This window comes from bacterium, from assembly GCA_023150945.1.
Classification (GTDB): Bacteria; Zhuqueibacterota; Zhuqueibacteria; order Zhuqueibacterales; family Zhuqueibacteraceae; genus Coneutiohabitans.
This window is the reverse complement of the sequence record JAKLJX010000002.1, coordinates 322,378-337,895: the sequence shown is the minus strand read 5'-3', so window position 1 is coordinate 337,895 and position 15,518 is coordinate 322,378. Positions and strand designations below refer to the sequence as shown.

General features: G+C 60.6%; 8 protein-coding genes and 4 tRNA genes. 5 read left to right on the top strand and 7 right to left on the bottom strand.

Features of this window, described 5'->3' with window-relative positions; translation table 11 throughout:
* Positions 1-259: 259 nt before the first annotated feature.
* Both L6R21_04670 and L6R21_04665 read left to right on the top strand, forming a co-directional pair.
* On the top strand, positions 260-4,267 hold the full coding sequence (locus tag L6R21_04670) for a PAS domain S-box protein (GenBank protein MCK6558469.1): 4,008 nt from the start codon (positions 260-262) through the stop codon (positions 4,265-4,267).
* A 30-nt stretch (positions 4,268-4,297) separates the two neighbouring features.
* Positions 4,298-5,212, top strand: a complete 915-nt coding sequence (locus L6R21_04665; GenBank protein ID MCK6558468.1) for a peptidoglycan-binding protein — start codon at positions 4,298-4,300, stop codon at positions 5,210-5,212.
* 71 nt (positions 5,213-5,283) lie between these two features.
* Here the strand turns inward: L6R21_04665 and L6R21_04660 are convergent.
* The 6 genes from L6R21_04660 to L6R21_04635 all read right to left on the bottom strand — a co-directional run bounded on the left by L6R21_04660 (position 5,284) and on the right by L6R21_04635 (position 8,926).
* Positions 5,284-5,355, bottom strand: a tRNA-Glu gene (locus L6R21_04660).
* A 57-nt stretch (positions 5,356-5,412) separates the two neighbouring features.
* Positions 5,413-5,487 (bottom strand) — tRNA-His (locus tag L6R21_04655).
* 42 nt (positions 5,488-5,529) lie between these two features.
* A tRNA-Arg gene (locus tag L6R21_04650) sits at positions 5,530-5,603 on the bottom strand.
* A gap of 95 nt (positions 5,604-5,698) precedes the next feature.
* Positions 5,699-5,772, bottom strand: a tRNA-Pro gene (locus L6R21_04645).
* Positions 5,773-5,972: 200 nt separating this feature from the next.
* Positions 5,973-6,503 (bottom strand): DUF1854 domain-containing protein, encoded by a 531-nt coding sequence (locus tag L6R21_04640; protein MCK6558467.1) that lies wholly within the window; start codon positions 6,501-6,503, stop codon positions 5,973-5,975.
* Between the two features lie 116 nt (positions 6,504-6,619).
* Positions 6,620-8,926: an ABC transporter ATP-binding protein/permease gene (locus L6R21_04635; GenBank protein ID MCK6558466.1), complete on the bottom strand. Its 2,307-nt coding sequence runs from the start codon at positions 8,924-8,926 to the stop codon at positions 6,620-6,622.
* Between the two features lie 739 nt (positions 8,927-9,665).
* Between L6R21_04635 and L6R21_04630 the strand changes: the two genes are divergently transcribed.
* On the top strand, positions 9,666-10,205 hold the full coding sequence (locus L6R21_04630) for a DinB family protein (GenBank protein MCK6558465.1): 540 nt from the start codon (positions 9,666-9,668) through the stop codon (positions 10,203-10,205).
* A complete protein-coding gene (locus tag L6R21_04625; GenBank protein MCK6558464.1) occupies positions 10,202-11,545 on the top strand; it encodes an AAA family ATPase in 1,344 nt (447 codons plus the stop codon). The genes L6R21_04630 and L6R21_04625 overlap by 4 nt, the downstream gene beginning before the upstream one ends.
* A gap of 148 nt (positions 11,546-11,693) precedes the next feature.
* On the opposite strand, the gene L6R21_04620 is transcribed toward L6R21_04625, so the two are convergent.
* Positions 11,694-13,517 (bottom strand): ATP-binding protein, encoded by a 1,824-nt coding sequence (locus L6R21_04620; GenBank protein MCK6558463.1) that lies wholly within the window; start codon positions 13,515-13,517, stop codon positions 11,694-11,696.
* Between the two features lie 233 nt (positions 13,518-13,750).
* Between L6R21_04620 and nrfD the strand changes: the two genes are divergently transcribed.
* Entirely contained in the window at positions 13,751-15,451 is a 1,701-nt protein-coding gene (nrfD, locus tag L6R21_04615; protein ID MCK6558462.1) for a polysulfide reductase NrfD, read from the top strand.
* Positions 15,452-15,518: the final 67 nt, after the last annotated feature.

Genomic DNA, 15,518 nt, shown 5'->3' with positions numbered 1-15,518 from the left:
TTCCAACGACATGCAGTTGTTTTTCAGCCGGATTTCTTCCGCGAGTGAAATCGCGCCCTGCCGGCGCCGCCGTGCTGTCTGCGATCTGGTGCGGATCTGCACCGCGCTTGGGGCTGGCGCACGGCAGGTTCAATCACACTTTGGCAGCGACGAGCGCGGCCCCTCCGGCCGGCCGCGCCATCTCCTGCCTTGCATTTGGAGCGAGAATGGTTAAATTTGACCAAATTCTTTGCACGGTATTGCAAGGCCACTTCTTCCCATGCAGACATTCCTGTTGGTTCTGAGCTTGATCGGCGCGATGGTGGCGGTGCAGGGCGTGTTTCTGCTGGCGCATCACGTGCAGCGCCAGGCGGGCACGATGGCCCTGGGCGCGGTTGCCGGCGCAAGCATGTTTGGCGTGTGGCTGTTCGCCAACAGTGTGCCGGTGCTGTTCGTTTCCAACACCTTCAGTTTTCCCCTGCTCTCCCTCATCGTCTACGCCAATCTGCTTGCCTTCCTGCTGGTGGTTTATGCTTGCGACGGCACGCGCTACACCCGGCGGCTGTTGTTGGTGCTGTTGGCGGTGTGCGCGCTCACCATCGTGTTTCAAGAGCTGGCGGCGTTGGCGCACGGGATGGACGCGGTTCGCAACCGCTTTTCGCTTGCCGATCTGCTCTTCAATCGTAATTGGCGCGCCACGGTGGCGGCAGCCGTCGCGCTGGTGCTTTCCTTCCTCATGGTCATCTCCGGGTTTCAACTGCTGACCAATTACTTCCCCAAATTGCCGCGCGGCGTGCGCGTCGGGCTGGTGCTGGCCGTGGTGTTGTTGACCGACGGCTTGCTCTTCACCACCCTGGCCTTTGCCGGCCAGCCGTTCTACGCCGATGCCATGCGCAACCAGGTGGTTTCGAAATTTTTCGCGGCTGTGGTGCTTACGCCGGGTGCGGCGTGGTATATCGGCCGCAGCCTGCGCTTGCAGGCGGCGCAGCAGGCCGAGTTTCGTCCGGTCTTCGATGTCGTCGGCGGTATCACGGAAATGGATCGTGAAATGGAGACGATCCTGGAGACCATGGTCGACGGCATGATTCTGTTCTCGGCGGAGGGCCGGATCACGCGCGCGAACTCGGCGGCGGTCCGGCTGCTCGGCCAGCCGCTCACCGGCCTGCGCCTGGATGATCCGCTGTTGCGCATGGTTTACCCGGACGGCAGCCGTATTCCCTACGGCGATTCTCCCATGCTGCAGATGCTGCGCACGCACCGCGCCCATGAGAACGTCGAGCTGGGCATTCGCCAGAATGACGGCAGCCTGCGCATCCTCTCGATCAATGCCTCGCCGCTGCTCGATTCCCGGCAACGCATGCGCGGCGGCCTGGCCACCTTTCGCGACGTGACCCAGCGCAAGCAAATCGATGAATCACTTGCGGCCTCGCAGGAGTTTCTGCGCAGCCTGATCGAAGAAGCGCCGATCGGCATCATCGTTTTTGATCAGGAGGGCGTGGCCGAGCACATCAACAAGTTCTTCCTGCGCGCCATGGGGTTGGAGTCCGCCAATGATTTGATCGGCCGGCTGAATGTTTTCACCGAGCCGGTTTACGTCAACACCGATCTCATCGGGCATTTCGTGCAGGCCTACAAAGGCAAGGTGGTGGAGATCCCGCCGATTGCCATCGACGTGCAGCGCCGCCAAGCCGTCGATCTGGCGGAGGTTTCTGCCGCGGCCAATGGCGCGGACGCCGGGGCGAATGTGAAATTCGTTTCCCATTTGCTCTTTCCCGTGCGCGATCGGCGCAACAAAGTCCGCAGCGTGGTGGCATTGGTGACGGACTTGACCGAGCGCACGCGCGCGGAGAAGGGGCGCCAGGAGATCGAGGCGCGCTTTCAAGACATGGTGGCGCGCATCTCCGACTATCTCTTCAGCGCGCGCGTCGAGCACGGCAGCCTGAAGTACGAATTTTGCACGCCGGTGATCGAGCGGGTCACCGGCTATCCCGCCGATTTTTTCTTGAACGACAATTGGTTTTGGTTCAAAATCATCTTGGTCGAAGATCAGCAACGCGTGCAGGACGAGCTGCTCAATCTCTTCACCCAGCGGGAGGAAGAAGGCGTGGTGGAATATCGCATTCGCACGCGCCGCGGCGAAACGCGCTGGCTGCAGTCGCGCTTCACGATTTTGCGCAACGACAAGGGCAAGGTTGAGCGCGTCATCGGCGCGGTGTCGGATCTCAGCCGGCAAAAGGAAGCCGAGGAAGCGGTGCGCCGCGCGGTCGGCAAGTTTCGCTCGCTGGTCGAAACCATGCACGAGCTGGTGCTCACCATCGATGCCCAGGGCAAGATCACCTTTGCCAACCGCACCTTCTACCGCACCATGCAATACAGCGAACGCTCGGTGCTGGGCCGCAAGATCTCCGATTACCTTCCGTCCGAGCAAGCCGAGGCTTTCAAAGAGACCTTTCTGAGCCTGATGCGCGCCGAACGCTCGCTGCGCAATTATGAGCTGCGTTTTCGCCAGTCCAACGGCGACTATCTGCTGTTGATGATGAACGCCGATCCGCTCTATGAAGAATCCGGCAGCGTCAACGGCGTTTTGCTGGTGGCTTTCGACATCACCGAGCGCCGGCGGGCGGTGGAGGCCATTCAAAAGCGCAATGCCGAGCTGGTGTTCATGACGCAGCTCGGCGAGCAATTCAAAACCACGGTGGGCCAGGAGGAGTTGTTCCAGCTCGTGCACGAGTTTCTGCCCGCGGCCATGGGCATTCAGCACACCGACATCGCGCTCTGGCACGACCGGCTGCAGATGCTGGTGAGTGAGAATGGCGCCGCCGGCGGCCTTGCCACCGCCCAGCTCGGCCACCAGGTTTCGCAACGCTGCTTTGAAACCGGCCAGCCGCTCATCATCAACGATTGCAGCACCAGCGAGCTGGTCGATCCGCAATGGCTGCAAATGGCGGGTGTGCAATCCACCGCGGCCGTGCCGATTCTCGCAGCCGGCCGCGCCATCGGCGTCTTGCGCGTCGATGACACCCACAACAAGAATCGCTTCACCGAGGAGAACATTCGCTATCTGCGCGTGGTGGCGCAGCAACTGTCCGCCGCCATCCAAAACACGCGGCTTTATCAAAAGCTGCGCAGCTCCGAAGAAAACTACCGTTCGCTGTTCGAGAACGCCGCGGTCGGCATCTATCGCGCCACGATCGACGGCCATCTGCTCGCCGCCAATCCCGCGCTGGTGAAGATGCTGAGTTATCAAACTGCCGCCGACGTGCTGGCGCTCAACATGCCGGAACATCTGTTTTGCCGCCGGGAAGATTTCGACACGCTCATGAGCCTGCTGCGGCAGCGCAAGTTCGTTTCGGCGTTCGAGACGGAGTTCAAGCGCCGCGACGGCAGCCGCCTCGAAGTGCGCATCAATGTCCGGCAGGTAAGTGATGCCCAGCAGGCGGTCGAACAGGTCGAAGGCGACGTCAGCGACATCACCGAGGAGAAGGCGCTGCGCGAACAGTTGTTGCAAGCGCAAAAGCTGGAAGGCCTGGGCCGCCTTGCCGGCGGTTTGGCGCACGATTTCAACAACTATCTCAACGCCATCATCAACAACCTTACCCTCGTCCGCGAACATTTGCCGGCGCCGGAGGGCCCGGCCGCCAAGTATTTGCGCGATGCCGAGCTGGCCGCTGATCAGGGCGCTGATCTCATTCACAAACTGCTGGCCTTCAGCCGCAGTCATGCCGAGGCCGGCGACTATCTCGATCACCTGCCCGCCCCGGCTGAAGTGCCGGTGGTCGATTTGAATGTCTGTATCAGCGAGGTCATCAGCTTGCTGCACCCCTCGCTCGCGCAAGGCGTGCAGCTCGAGTTCGAGCCGGCGGCGGAGCCGGTGACGGTGGCCGCCGAATCCCTGCAGCTCAAGCAGGTGATCATGAATCTCGGCGTCAATGCGCATGATGCGCTGCTGCTGGACGGCCAGATTCCGGCGGGCCGCGGCCGCATCGCCCTCCGCACCGCGTGCGTCGAAATAGACGAAGCCTATTGCCAGAAGAATCCGCAGGCGCATGCCGGCACTTTCGTGCGGCTCACGGTCGCGGATACCGGCGCCGGCATCGATGAAAAAGTGCAGCAGCGCATGTTTGAGCCTTTCTTCACCACCAAAGAGCCGGGCAAGGGCACCGGCCTGGGCTTGGCGGTGGTCTATGGCTTGGTACAGAAGCTCGGCGGATGGATTACCTACAGCACCAAACTCGGCGAGGGTACGACCTTCGAAGTCTATTTGCCGTGGACGCCGCCCGCGACCTGAGAATTTCACCTTCAAAACAAGGACAGGAGCATGGCCACTTACAGCCGGCCGCTGCGCTATCAAACACCTTTGCTTTTTGGGGAAGATGTGCGCGCGTTGCAGCAACGCCTGTTGGAGCTGGGTTATGTGACGGTGGGAACGCCGGATGGCTTTTTTGGCGCGCTGACGGATGCGGCGGTACGGCGCTATCAGCAGACCCACAACTTGGTGGTCGATGGTGTGGTGGGGCCGCGTTCGTGGGCGGCGCTGTTCAATCCCACGCCGTCCCCCGGCGTCTGGGCAAACCTCAAGACGCTGGCGACGACGCTCAAGAAACCGCATCGCTATCGTGACAGTGTTGCGTGGCGGCTGAGCAGCAACGGCGTTTTGATCGGCAACAGTTCCGCGCCCGAGCGCTTCAGCAGCGCGCCGCATGCAGTGGTGCGGCGGGTGTGGCAGACCTATCGTATCCCGGTGGAAGATTGGGCCGCGACCCTGGGCGTGCCGGTGGAGCTGATTCTGGCGACGATTTGCACCGAAACGCGCGGCCAAGCCGATGCCCTGCGCCTCGAGCCCGGCTATGTTTCCGATGAACAGACGCCGCATCGTGTTTCACCCGGCTTGATGCAGACGCTGATCTCCACCGCGCGCCAAGCCTTGGGTGACGATTCCATCGATCGTGCCTGGCTGTTGCAGCCGGCGAATTCCATTCGCGCGGGCACAAGTTACCTCGCGCAGCAAGTGGGCCTCACCAGCTTCGATCCGCCCAAGGTGGCATGCGCCTACAACGCCGGCAACATCTACTACAATGGCAGCAAATACAATCGCTGGAAAATGCGGCAATACCCGATCAATACTTCGGAACATGCCGATCGTTTTGTGCGCTGGTTCAATGAATGTTTTGCCCTGTTTGCGCAGGACCGGCTGCGACCGGCGACCAGTTTTTTTGTATTGCTGCAGGGTTGAAAAATGAGGCCGGGTGGCGTGGAGAAGTTATTCGCCGGCAGGCGAAGAGCAGGTGGGGATAAAAATAAAAGCGTCCCCTACGGGATTCGAACCCGTGCTGCAGGATCGAAAATCCTGAGTCCTGACCACTAGACGAAGGGGACGCACAGAAAACGGCTGGAGTTTTACGAGAACAATTGGCACTTGCGCCACAAACTCAGGGTGAGTGAGGGGACTTGAACCCCCGACCACCAGAGCCACAATCTGGTGCTCTAACCAAGCTGAGCTACACTCACCATGTTGTTCAGCCGACCGCGATTCGCTGGCGCGATGAACTGTGCGCCAGGGGGGACTCGAACCCTCAACCCACAGCTTAGAAGGCTGTTGCTCTATCCGCTTGAGCTACTGGCGCAACACCCTGCATCGAATCACTGAGCTGCGGCGCGAGCGTTGGCAGCGTATTCAATTCTGCCGTCTCGGCCGCGAGGCTCATACGGGCGGGGTCCGTCGGGGCAGCAGGATTTGAACCTGCGACCTCCTGCTCCCAAAGCAGGCGCGCTACCAAGCTACGCTATGCCCCGCGAAGAAGCTTCGACATTTTCAAAAAAGACCGGCAAAGATAAAGCATTCCGTTTCTAAAATCAAGCAGAATTTGGGCGGAAACTATTGCAAAATGAAGGCGAAAGTGCGCGGTGGCACGGATTTGTGTCTCCGGGCCCCGGCACGCCTCCGCCTTCGGCCAGGTGCCGCGGCGCCAACCGGTGCGCTCGGCGCAGGCGGCTCAATCCAAATACACCCACAGCAGGCGCAGGCTCTTGGCATCGAGATCATCGGCGCGCGCGATGACGTAGATATCATTGCACACGTCTTTGATCAGGACTTCACCGGTGGCCAGGCGCCGCGGCCGCTCGTGGCGGCGCGTCATGAAGCTGCGCTCGCCGGCGGTGGTGACCACGTGCCAGTGAAACAGCTCGGTTTCATCGGTGACCGCCTTGATGGCGAGCACGCGCGGCAGAAAATTGCGCGCCGCCAGCTCCTCTTCGATCAATTGGCGCTGGTGCGCGTCCACTTCCTGCAATGATTCCAGCAGCAGCAGTTCGCGGCCCTTTTCGTCGCGCAAGCTCACATACTGCAGCGGGTGGCTCCACGGAAAACAGCACGCGAGATGCACCGGTATCTCGCTGATCTTGTCGCCGGCATCGGGCTGCAGAATTGCCAGCCGGCCGTCCTCGCGGCGCCGCAGGCTCAACCTCTGCCCGCTGACCGGCGCAGCGGGAGCAGCAGCCGCAGCTTGCGGTAACACTTCCGTCATATTCTCTCCTTTTCTGTCGTTCGACTCGCAGCGCGGGCTTCCCGTCTGCAAGCCAAGCAGGCATGATGCCCGCGCTACGGAATCTTCGCGGTTGTGATCGTTTTTTCAGGGTAACACTACACTGCAATCAAGGCCTGCAACTCTAACTGGGTACGATGCAGTTTGGCGTAGACGCCCTCGGGCTTGGCCAGCAACTCCTCGTGCGTGCCCTGCTCCACCAGTTTGCCATCTTCCATGATGAACAGCCGGTCCGCCGCACTCAGCGTCGAGAGGCGGTGGGCGATGGCAAACGTCGTGCGCCCCGCCACCAGGCGCTGCAGCGCCTCTTGTATCTTCTTTTCCGTCTCGGTGTCGACCGAGCTGGTGGCTTCATCGAGAATCAAGATGCGCGGATTGTGCAGGATGGCGCGGGCGATGCTGATGCGCTGGCGTTCACCGCCGGAGAGCGTCAGGCCGCGTTCGCCGATGATGGTGTCGTAGCCGTCCGGCAGGCCGCAGATGAATTCGTGCGCGTTGGCGGCGCGCGCCGCCGTGATGATGTCCCGCAACGAGGCGTGCTGCGAGCCATAAGCGATGTTCTCGGCGATGCTGCCGCGGAACAGGTAAGGCTCCTGCAGCACCATGCCGATCTGTCGCCGCATGCTGCTCAGCTCGAGATCGCGCACGTCGATGCCGTCGATCTTGACCGCGCCGTTTTTGACGTCGTAGAAGCGGCAAATGAGATTGACCAGCGTGCTCTTGCCGCTGCCCGACGGCCCGGCCAGGCCGATCATCTCGCCCGGCTGCACCTCGAAGGAAACGCCCTTCACCACGTTGCGGATGCCGTCGTAGTTGAAGGTGACGTTCTCGAACGTCACCCGGCCCACGAGCGGCTCCAGGTGAATGGCATCCGGCTTCGAGACGATGGTCGGCGTGGTGTCCAACACTTCGAACACGCGCGAAGCCGAGGAGGTGGCACGGTTGAGCGTGCGGCTCATCATGCCGAGGTGGCGCACCGGCTCCCAGAACATCCACATGTAGCCGGTGAAGGCAATGAACACGCCCAGCGGCATGCCTTCCGCGCCCTGGCTGAGCACGTGCCGCAACACCCGCGGCGCGCCCACCGACCATACGATCAGGCTGCACACATGCATGAGCATGACCATCTTGGGCCAGAAGCGCGTCCAGGTTTCATGCAGATTGTCGGTTTCACGCTCGAGCGCCCGGTTCTTCTCTTCGAAGCGGTCGATCTCATGACCTTCCTGCGCGAACGCCTTCACGACGCGAATGCCGGGAATGACATCCGACAGTACGCCGGTCATCGCCGACCATTTGCGCCAGATGCGCAGAAACAGGATCTGAATCCGCTGGCTGTGGCGATAGAACAGCCAGGTCATCAGCGGCAATGGGATCAACACCAGCAGCGCCAGCGACCAGTCCATCAGCATCAGCGCAATGGCGACGCCGATGATTTGCAGCACCGCCACGATGATCTCGATGATCCCGAAGGTGATGAAATCCCACAGCCGGTCGGTGTCCGAACTGACGCGCGTGATGAGCGAGCCGGTGGACCGCGCGGAGAAAAACGCCAGACTGAGTTTCTGCATGTGGGCGTAGATTTGTCCGCGCAGTTGCGCCGCGATTTTCTCGCCGGTGAGCGCCATGATGCGCAAACGCAGATACGAGAAAAACTCGCCGCCCGCCCAGACAAAGGCCAGCGCGCCGATCACCATCCACAACCAGAACCAGGGATCGGCAATCGCGCCGGTTTCCGCCGGCCGGATGATTTTGTCGATCAAGGCACCGGTGAGGTAGGGCGGCAGCAGATTCAGCCCGGTCAGCAAGGCGGCCAGGCTCAAGCCGATGGAGACGTTGCGCCAATGCGGCCGCAGATAAGACAGCAGCCGCATCATCACACCCATCTTGGGCACCGCCAGCGTCGATTTCGCCTCGAACACCGCTTTCAACACGGCCTCGCGGTATTCTTCGGCACTTTCGATCTCCGCCGCACGCTCCGGCGGCTTTTCCGCCGCGCGCAGCCGATCGCGGGTTTGTTCCGCGAGAAACTGCAGGTTGCTCATCGCGCGGCTTTGCCGCCGGGTGAACTGCAGGGAGGCGAGCAGCTTGCCATCGCGATGAATCAGGTTCAACCGGCTGCTCGACAAGCCTTCCAGCCATTCCCATTTTTCAATGTCAACCAATGGCAGCTTGGTGAGGCGCCACGCCGTACTGCCGTTGCGCCACTCGCCGTTGGGTTCCACTGCCGCGAGGTGGGATTCACCCAGAATCAGCCAGCGTTCGGTAAAACGCTTGTGCTGATCGAGATCGCCCATGGCATAGGCCTGCACCTTCTCATCCACGAGACGTTGCTCGACCAACTGGGCCACCTCGGCGGGCAGCGTGTCCGGTTGTTGAAAATATTTTTGTAGCAAACTTTGCGTCATTCAACCTCCTTGGTTTTTGAATGTATGCTGTGACCGGGCTTGCGCCAGCATCGGAGAACAACGCAGGCTCCGGTTAGTGCACAGCGAGTATTCCTTCTGGAGTCGCTCAAGCAATGAAGTCATTTTTTCATGATGCGCATGCCAAACTCTCCCTGCGCTTCCCTCAGGTGCAATGAGGATAGAGCGCAACTGGCTCACGGCAGGTGCCGGAGATCACGTGGCTTTGTCGCAGCGAGGCGGGCTTTGACAAGCGCGCACGAATTCCCGCGGTCACAGGGCGTACACCGATCTCGGCGGCGGAGAATACAGGAAACTTGCCTTGAAGCTTGGGGAGAAGGCAATAGCACGCCGGAAGGAGTGTCCGGCCAACTTCAGGATCGGATCGCGAGCAGGCGGCTAGCGATCGATTCGTGGTATGTAAATGCGAGGAATCATGGTGGATTTCCCCCTTTCTGGAAGCAGGTTCACAGCCGGCCGCAGCGAAGCGAATTCAGACCTACAGCAATCAAAACCGAGCGGCGTTGTCTCCACGGGGATTTGATTCTTCAATGAGTGAAGCAAGGAAAAGTTCCAAACGCAATCGGTGGAACGCGGCGCAATATACGACAAAGGCCGTTCACTTCAAAGATGAATTCCTTGCCCTTGCCTCATTCATGCAACTCAGCCTTGCTTTTGGAAGGCAATTGCCTATCTTCACCCAAAATCGCCAACCGCTTGTTCAACTTGGATAGCCGATCCCATGATGCCTGCCCTGCAAAAGCCCTTTGCGGCATTGGAACGTTTTCGCACCGACCTGCTCAACACCGTTAACGGCCTGCCGGCGAGCCAACTCAGTTTCAAACCGGCGCCGGAGGCGTGGTCGGTGCTGGAGGTGATCGAGCATCTCATTCTCGTGGAGAAGGCGACGCTCTCCTATTTGCAGCAGAAGGTGAGCGCAGCGGCCACTCTTGCGCCGTTGGGCTGGGAATCGCAGTGGCGCTGTTTCCTGCTGATCTGCGCCATGCGTTCGCCGCTGAAATTCAAGACGCCCACGCCGCTGGTGTTGCCGGCCTCCGGCCGCAGCCTGCGCGAGCTGCAAAACGAGTGGCAAGCATTGCGGCAACAATGGCGCGCCACGCTGTCCGCATTGACGCCTGCAATGCTGCGGCTGCCGCTGATCCGGCATCCCGCCGCCGGACGCCTGACGGCGGCGCAGGGCCTGCGATTCATCAAAGCCCACTTTCAGCATCACCTCAAACAGATGGCACGAATTCAACAAGCTGGCAGGAACAAATCATGAACACTTCCGAGGCTTTGTTGGTGGCGCTGCGGCAGGCGGTACAGCAGGCGCCGGAAAATGTGGCGCTGCGCATGCACCTTGCCGATACGCTGCTGGACAACGATCGACCGCAGGAAGCCGAGAAAGAGTATCGTGCCGCGCTCGCGCTCGCGCCCGACGATCTCATGCTCAAAATCGGCCTGGCTTGCGCCTTTTATGAACAAGGCAAGCTCTCGGAATCACTGGTGATCATCGAAGACATCCTCAAAGACGAAAAAGCGCCGGTGCGCGCCCACATGCTGCACGCGCGCCTGCTGCTGGCCGCCGGTGAGAAAGACGAGGCGGCACGCGCCTATCGCCGTGCGATTGCAGCCGACCCCAGCCTCGCCGACGATCAGCTTGCCGAACGGCTGCGGCCCTATCTCAACCCGCAGGGGGAAGCCCCGGATCATCATCGCGAACGACTGCCGGCGGGCGAATTGCCGGAAGCGCCCGACACCGCCGTGGAGCGGCCCCAGCTTTCATTCAAAGACGTGGGCGGCATGGAAAAGCTCAAAGATGAAATCCGCATGAAGATCATCTTTCCGCTCACCCGGCCCGAGCTTTACCAAGCCTATGGCAAAAAAGCGGGCGGCGGCATTTTGCTCTACGGCCCGCCCGGCTGCGGCAAGACTTTTTTGGCGCGTGCCACCGCCGGTGAAGTCAAAGCCGGTTTTCTCGCGGTGGGAATCAATGAAGTGTTGGACATGTGGCTGGGACAAAGCGAGGCCAATCTGCACGAGATGTTTGAGCAGGCGCGGCGCAATACGCCTTGCGTGCTCTTCTTCGATGAAGTCGATGCGCTCGGTGCCAGCCGCAGCGACATGCGCCGCAGTGCCGGCCGGCAACTGATCAATCAATTCCTGGCCGAACTCGACGGCGTGAACGCCAACAATGAAGGCGTGCTCATTCTGGCGGCCACCAACGCGCCCTGGCATCTCGATTCGGCCTTCCGCCGGCCCGGGCGTTTCGATCGCATTCTGTTCGTGCCGCCGCCGGATGCCGGCGCGCGCACCGCCATTCTCAAGATTTTGCTGCAGGGCAAGCCGGCGCAGGAAATCGATTTCGCCCTGCTGGCCAAGAAAACGGAGGACTTCTCCGGCGCTGATTTGAAAGCAGGCGTGGAAGTGGCGATCGAAGACAGGCTGCGCGAGGCCATGAAGACCGGCACGCCCGCGCCCTTGACGACCAAGAGCCTGCTCGCTGCCATCGCGACGCTGAAGCCGACGACGAAGGAATGGTTTGCGACCGCACGCAACTATGCGCTCTATTCAAATCAAGGCGGGATTTATGATGAGATTCTCGCTTATTTGAAGCTGTGACCGCTGTCACTGCGCCGGCAGGCTGATGTCGCGAATGCTTTGGCGGGGCGAACCAGACAACCGCCTCAAGGGCGGCATGTTTCAAGAAGGTCTCCTCCCCAATTGGAGTTTTGCGGCGGCAGGCTCAGGCCCCGCCGCGAGTGCCGGCTTAATCAGCGGCCGGAAAATAAACCCGGAATTCTGTTCCCTTCCCCGGTTCGCTTTCCACATGTATCACGCCCCCGTGCGAACGCACGATGCCGTAGGCTGTCGGCAATCCCAAGCCCGAGCCTTTGCCCACCGCCTTGGTGCTGAAGAACGGTTCGAAGATGAGTGGCAAATTCTCCGCGGCAATGCCGCTGCCCGTGTCCTGCACTGCCACCACGACGAATCGCCCCGGCCGCGCCGCCAATTGCGTCAAGGCATCCGGCTCCTGGTGCGCGCTGGCGTAGGTGCGGACGGTGATTTCTCCCTGCAGTGCCATGGCCTCCGCGGCGTTCTCCAGCAGGCTTTTCATCACCTGGTGAAACAGCATGGGATCGACCCGCACTTTGGGCAGATCGGCGGCGAACGCGGTTTGCACGCGCACGCCGGCCGGCAAGCTGCGGTGAAACGTCTCCAGCACCGATTCAATCAGATCGTTGAGGGTCACGTCGATCAATTGCCCCACTGCCCGCCGGCTGTAGAGCAGCAACTGCCGCGTGATCTCCGAGGCACGTTGCGCCGCCGCTTCGATCTCGCATACGTCAGCGTAGTGGCGGTCATCGACGGACAACTCGTCTTTCATCAGCGAGGCATAGCCGATGATGCCCATGAGCAGGTTGTTGAAGTCATGCGCAATGCCGCCCGCCAAACGGCCGATGCTTTCCATTTGTCGCGCCTGCTGCAGTTGCAGCTCGAGGCGGCGCTGCTCGGTCATGTCCAGTCCATGCACGTGCACCACGCGCTCTTCGGGGATGGAATGCAGTTCGTAGTAGAGGATTTGCCCGGCGACGCTGACTTCGCGCTGCACAATCCGCCGCTGCGGCATGGGCGCCAGCAGCTCGCGGCAGAGGCTGGCGAGATCTTCCGGCAAAATGGTATAGATTTCTTCCGCAGTCTTGTTTTGATTTTGCAGAAAGGCGGCGGTCGCGGGGTTGAAATACTGCACGCCGCCCCACTCATTGAGTTCCAGAATCAGATGCGGGCTGAGTTTTGGAAAGTTGGCGAGCCGTCGAATCTCGGACTCGGCGCGCTGCTGTTGGGTGATGTCCTGCACGATGCCTTCGAAATGCAGCAGCTCGCCCGCGGCGTTTCTGACGGCGCGCATGTTCTCGCGCATGACGATGGGCGTGCCGTCTTTCCTGCGATAGGTGTGCAGCTCGTCGCGGATTTCGTCCCGGCGCGCCAGCCGCTCGCGCAGCGTCGCAAAGTCCGCCGGGTTCAAAAAAAGATCCCGCGACAGATCGACCTGCAACAACTCTTCGGGCTGGCCATAACCCAGAATGCGGGTGAAGGCATCATTGACCATCAGCAAACGGCCGGTGGGCGTGGCTTGAAAAATCCCCACCAGCGCGTTTTGCACCAGGCGCTGATAGCGCGATTCGGTTTCGCCGAGTTGGCGCTGCAACGCGGCTTTTTCCAGGGCGCGGCGCACCGCCAGCGGCACGATGGTGATATAGTCTTTGCCCTTGACGATGTAGTCGCAGGCGCCCAGCTTCATGGCTTCGACGGCAATGCGCTCGTCGCCCTGGCCGGTGATCATCAATACCGGCAGGGCAGGGTGCGTGCTGCGGCAGCGTCGCAACACCTCCAGCCCGTTGAGATCCGGCAGGAAATAGTCCAGCAAAACCAGGTCAAAGTCGGAATTTTGCAGTTCGGCGAGTGCCGGCAGTGCGGCCGGATGGTGGAGGATGCGGGCCTCGAAGGCATGGCGCAGGCAATAGCTCAACAATTGCGCGTGATCTACATCGTCCTCGATGAGCAGAATCCTCAAATCAGCTTGGCTGGTCATGGCAGGTGCAAGATGTCGTACACGATGCTGGTGGAACGCAGCAAGATAGAAAAACCGCGCCCCTTTGCAAGCGCTTTGCGGAATTTGGAGGAAATTTAACATTTTGCGTTTGCAATTCTCGACGGAAATATCATCTTTCCCACCGCCGCCGGGCCGGCAGCCGCGTCCGGAGCAGCGTTGTTCCTCAAAAACCGCCGCCTCAACGGCTTCACCCTCATTGCTGCGAGGAAGGCATGAACTTCGGCTTCATCATCGATAATCGCAAATGCATCGGTTGTCACGCCTGCACCGTGGCCTGCAAAGCCGAGCACGAGGTGCCGATTGGCGTCAATCGGACCTGGGTCAAATATATTGAGAAAGGCGAGTTTCCGCACACGCGCCGGCTGTTTTCGGTACTGCGCTGCAATCATTGTGACGAAGCCCCCTGTGTGGAGATTTGCCCGGTCACCGCGCTCTATCGCCGCGGCGACGGCATCGTCGATTTCGATAATCGCCGCTGCATCGGCTGCAAAGGGTGCATGCAAGCCTGTCCTTATGATGCGCTTTACATCGATCCCAACACACACACGGCCGCGAAGTGCAACTATTGCGCGCATCGCGTGGAAATCGGATTGGAGCCGGCCTGCGTCAATGTCTGTCCGGAGCATGCCATCATTTCCGGTGACCTGGATAATCCCCTCTCCGAAATCGCGCAACTTCTCGCGCGCGAGCAAGTGACCGCGCGCAAAGTGGAAAAAGGCACACGTCCAAAATTATTCTATATCGAAGGCGATGATGCCTCCCTCAAGCCAAGCGCCACTGCACCAGCCGGCAGCTACATGTGGAGTTCCCAAGCCGCCGGCGTGGGACACTTCGCGCATTTTGCCGAAGCGCGCATACAGCAAGTGGATCCGGCGAAGCCGGCGGGGCATCTCGCGGGAATGGGAGAGTGGGTGACGGCGCGAGAGCGGGGCGGGGAGACGGGGAGACGGGGAGAGGGCGAGATGGAGAGAACAGGGGATGAGGTTTTGGTGCCGCGCGGCGGGGATGAAAAAAAGATGAAGCAGAAAGCGCTGGCAGTGGCGCAGGAAAAAGCGCGCCGCGTCTACGATGCGCCCGGCAAGGGCGTACTCTGGGGCTGGGAAGTCTCGGCGTATGTTTGGACCAAAGCGATTGCCACCGGGGCATTCCTGGTGCCGTTCCTCGCAGTGATCTTCAACCTCGCGGAAGTGACGCCGGCCGTGCAATGGTCGAGTCTGGCGCTTGGTTTGCTCTTTTTGATTGCCACCACGGTGCTGCTGGTGAAAGACCTGGATCAGGCGCAACGGTTCCTCTACGTCCTGCTGCGGCCGCAGTGGAAATCCTGGCTGGTGAAAGGCGGTTATGCCTTGACGAGTTACGGCGCGCTGCTCACGCTGGCGGCTGCCGCCAGATTCTTCCATTGGGAGAATGTGGAACTCTTTGCCAATTGGGCGGCGGCATTCTCTGCGGTCATTGTGGCAGTTTACACGGCATTCCTTTTCGCGCAGGCCAAAGGCCGGGATTTCTGGCAAAGCCCCGTGTTGCCCCTGCATATGCTGGTGCACGCCTTCCTGGCCGGCGCCGCAATTTTTGCCGCGGGCAAGTTGTTCATCGCCTCGCCCGCAAGCTGGACTGGCTATGTGCGCCTGGCGCTTTATGCTGCCATTCTGCTCAACCTGATCACCATTGCCGTGGAATTGCTCACCCCGCACCCGACTGCCGATGCCAAAGCTGCGAAGCAGATAATCGTCTCCGGCAGATTCGGCAAGACGTTTTGGTACGGAGTGCTGCTGTTCGGCAATGCCGTGCCGCTGCTGTTGCTGGCGCTGGCCGGCACGCTGCTGCTGCCGGCCGCGGGCATGCTGGTGTTGATCGGCATCTACCTCACCGAACACGTTTGGGTGCGCGCGCCACAGTTGATCCCGTTGAGTTGACAAAGAAGCAGGCATGAATTTTTGAGATGAATATTGATTTTTTTTCCTAAGTTCGCATGCCGAGAAA

Bases quoted from the DNA above. Each gene is read 5' to 3' on its own strand.
- L6R21_04670 (MCK6558469.1), top strand. From the start codon at position 260: ATGCAGACATTCCTGTTGGTTCTGAGCTTGATCGGCGCGATGGTGGCG.
- L6R21_04665 (MCK6558468.1), top strand. From the start codon at position 4,298: ATGGCCACTTACAGCCGGCCGCTGCGCTATCAAACACCTTTGCTTTTT.
- L6R21_04640 (MCK6558467.1), bottom strand. From the start codon at position 6,503: ATGACGGAAGTGTTACCGCAAGCTGCGGCTGCTGCTCCCGCTGCGCCG.
- L6R21_04635 (MCK6558466.1), bottom strand. From the start codon at position 8,926: ATGACGCAAAGTTTGCTACAAAAATATTTTCAACAACCGGACACGCTG.
- L6R21_04630 (MCK6558465.1), top strand. From the start codon at position 9,666: ATGATGCCTGCCCTGCAAAAGCCCTTTGCGGCATTGGAACGTTTTCGC.
- L6R21_04625 (MCK6558464.1), top strand. From the start codon at position 10,202: ATGAACACTTCCGAGGCTTTGTTGGTGGCGCTGCGGCAGGCGGTACAG.
- L6R21_04620 (MCK6558463.1), bottom strand. From the start codon at position 13,517: ATGACCAGCCAAGCTGATTTGAGGATTCTGCTCATCGAGGACGATGTA.
- nrfD (MCK6558462.1), top strand. From the start codon at position 13,751: ATGAACTTCGGCTTCATCATCGATAATCGCAAATGCATCGGTTGTCAC.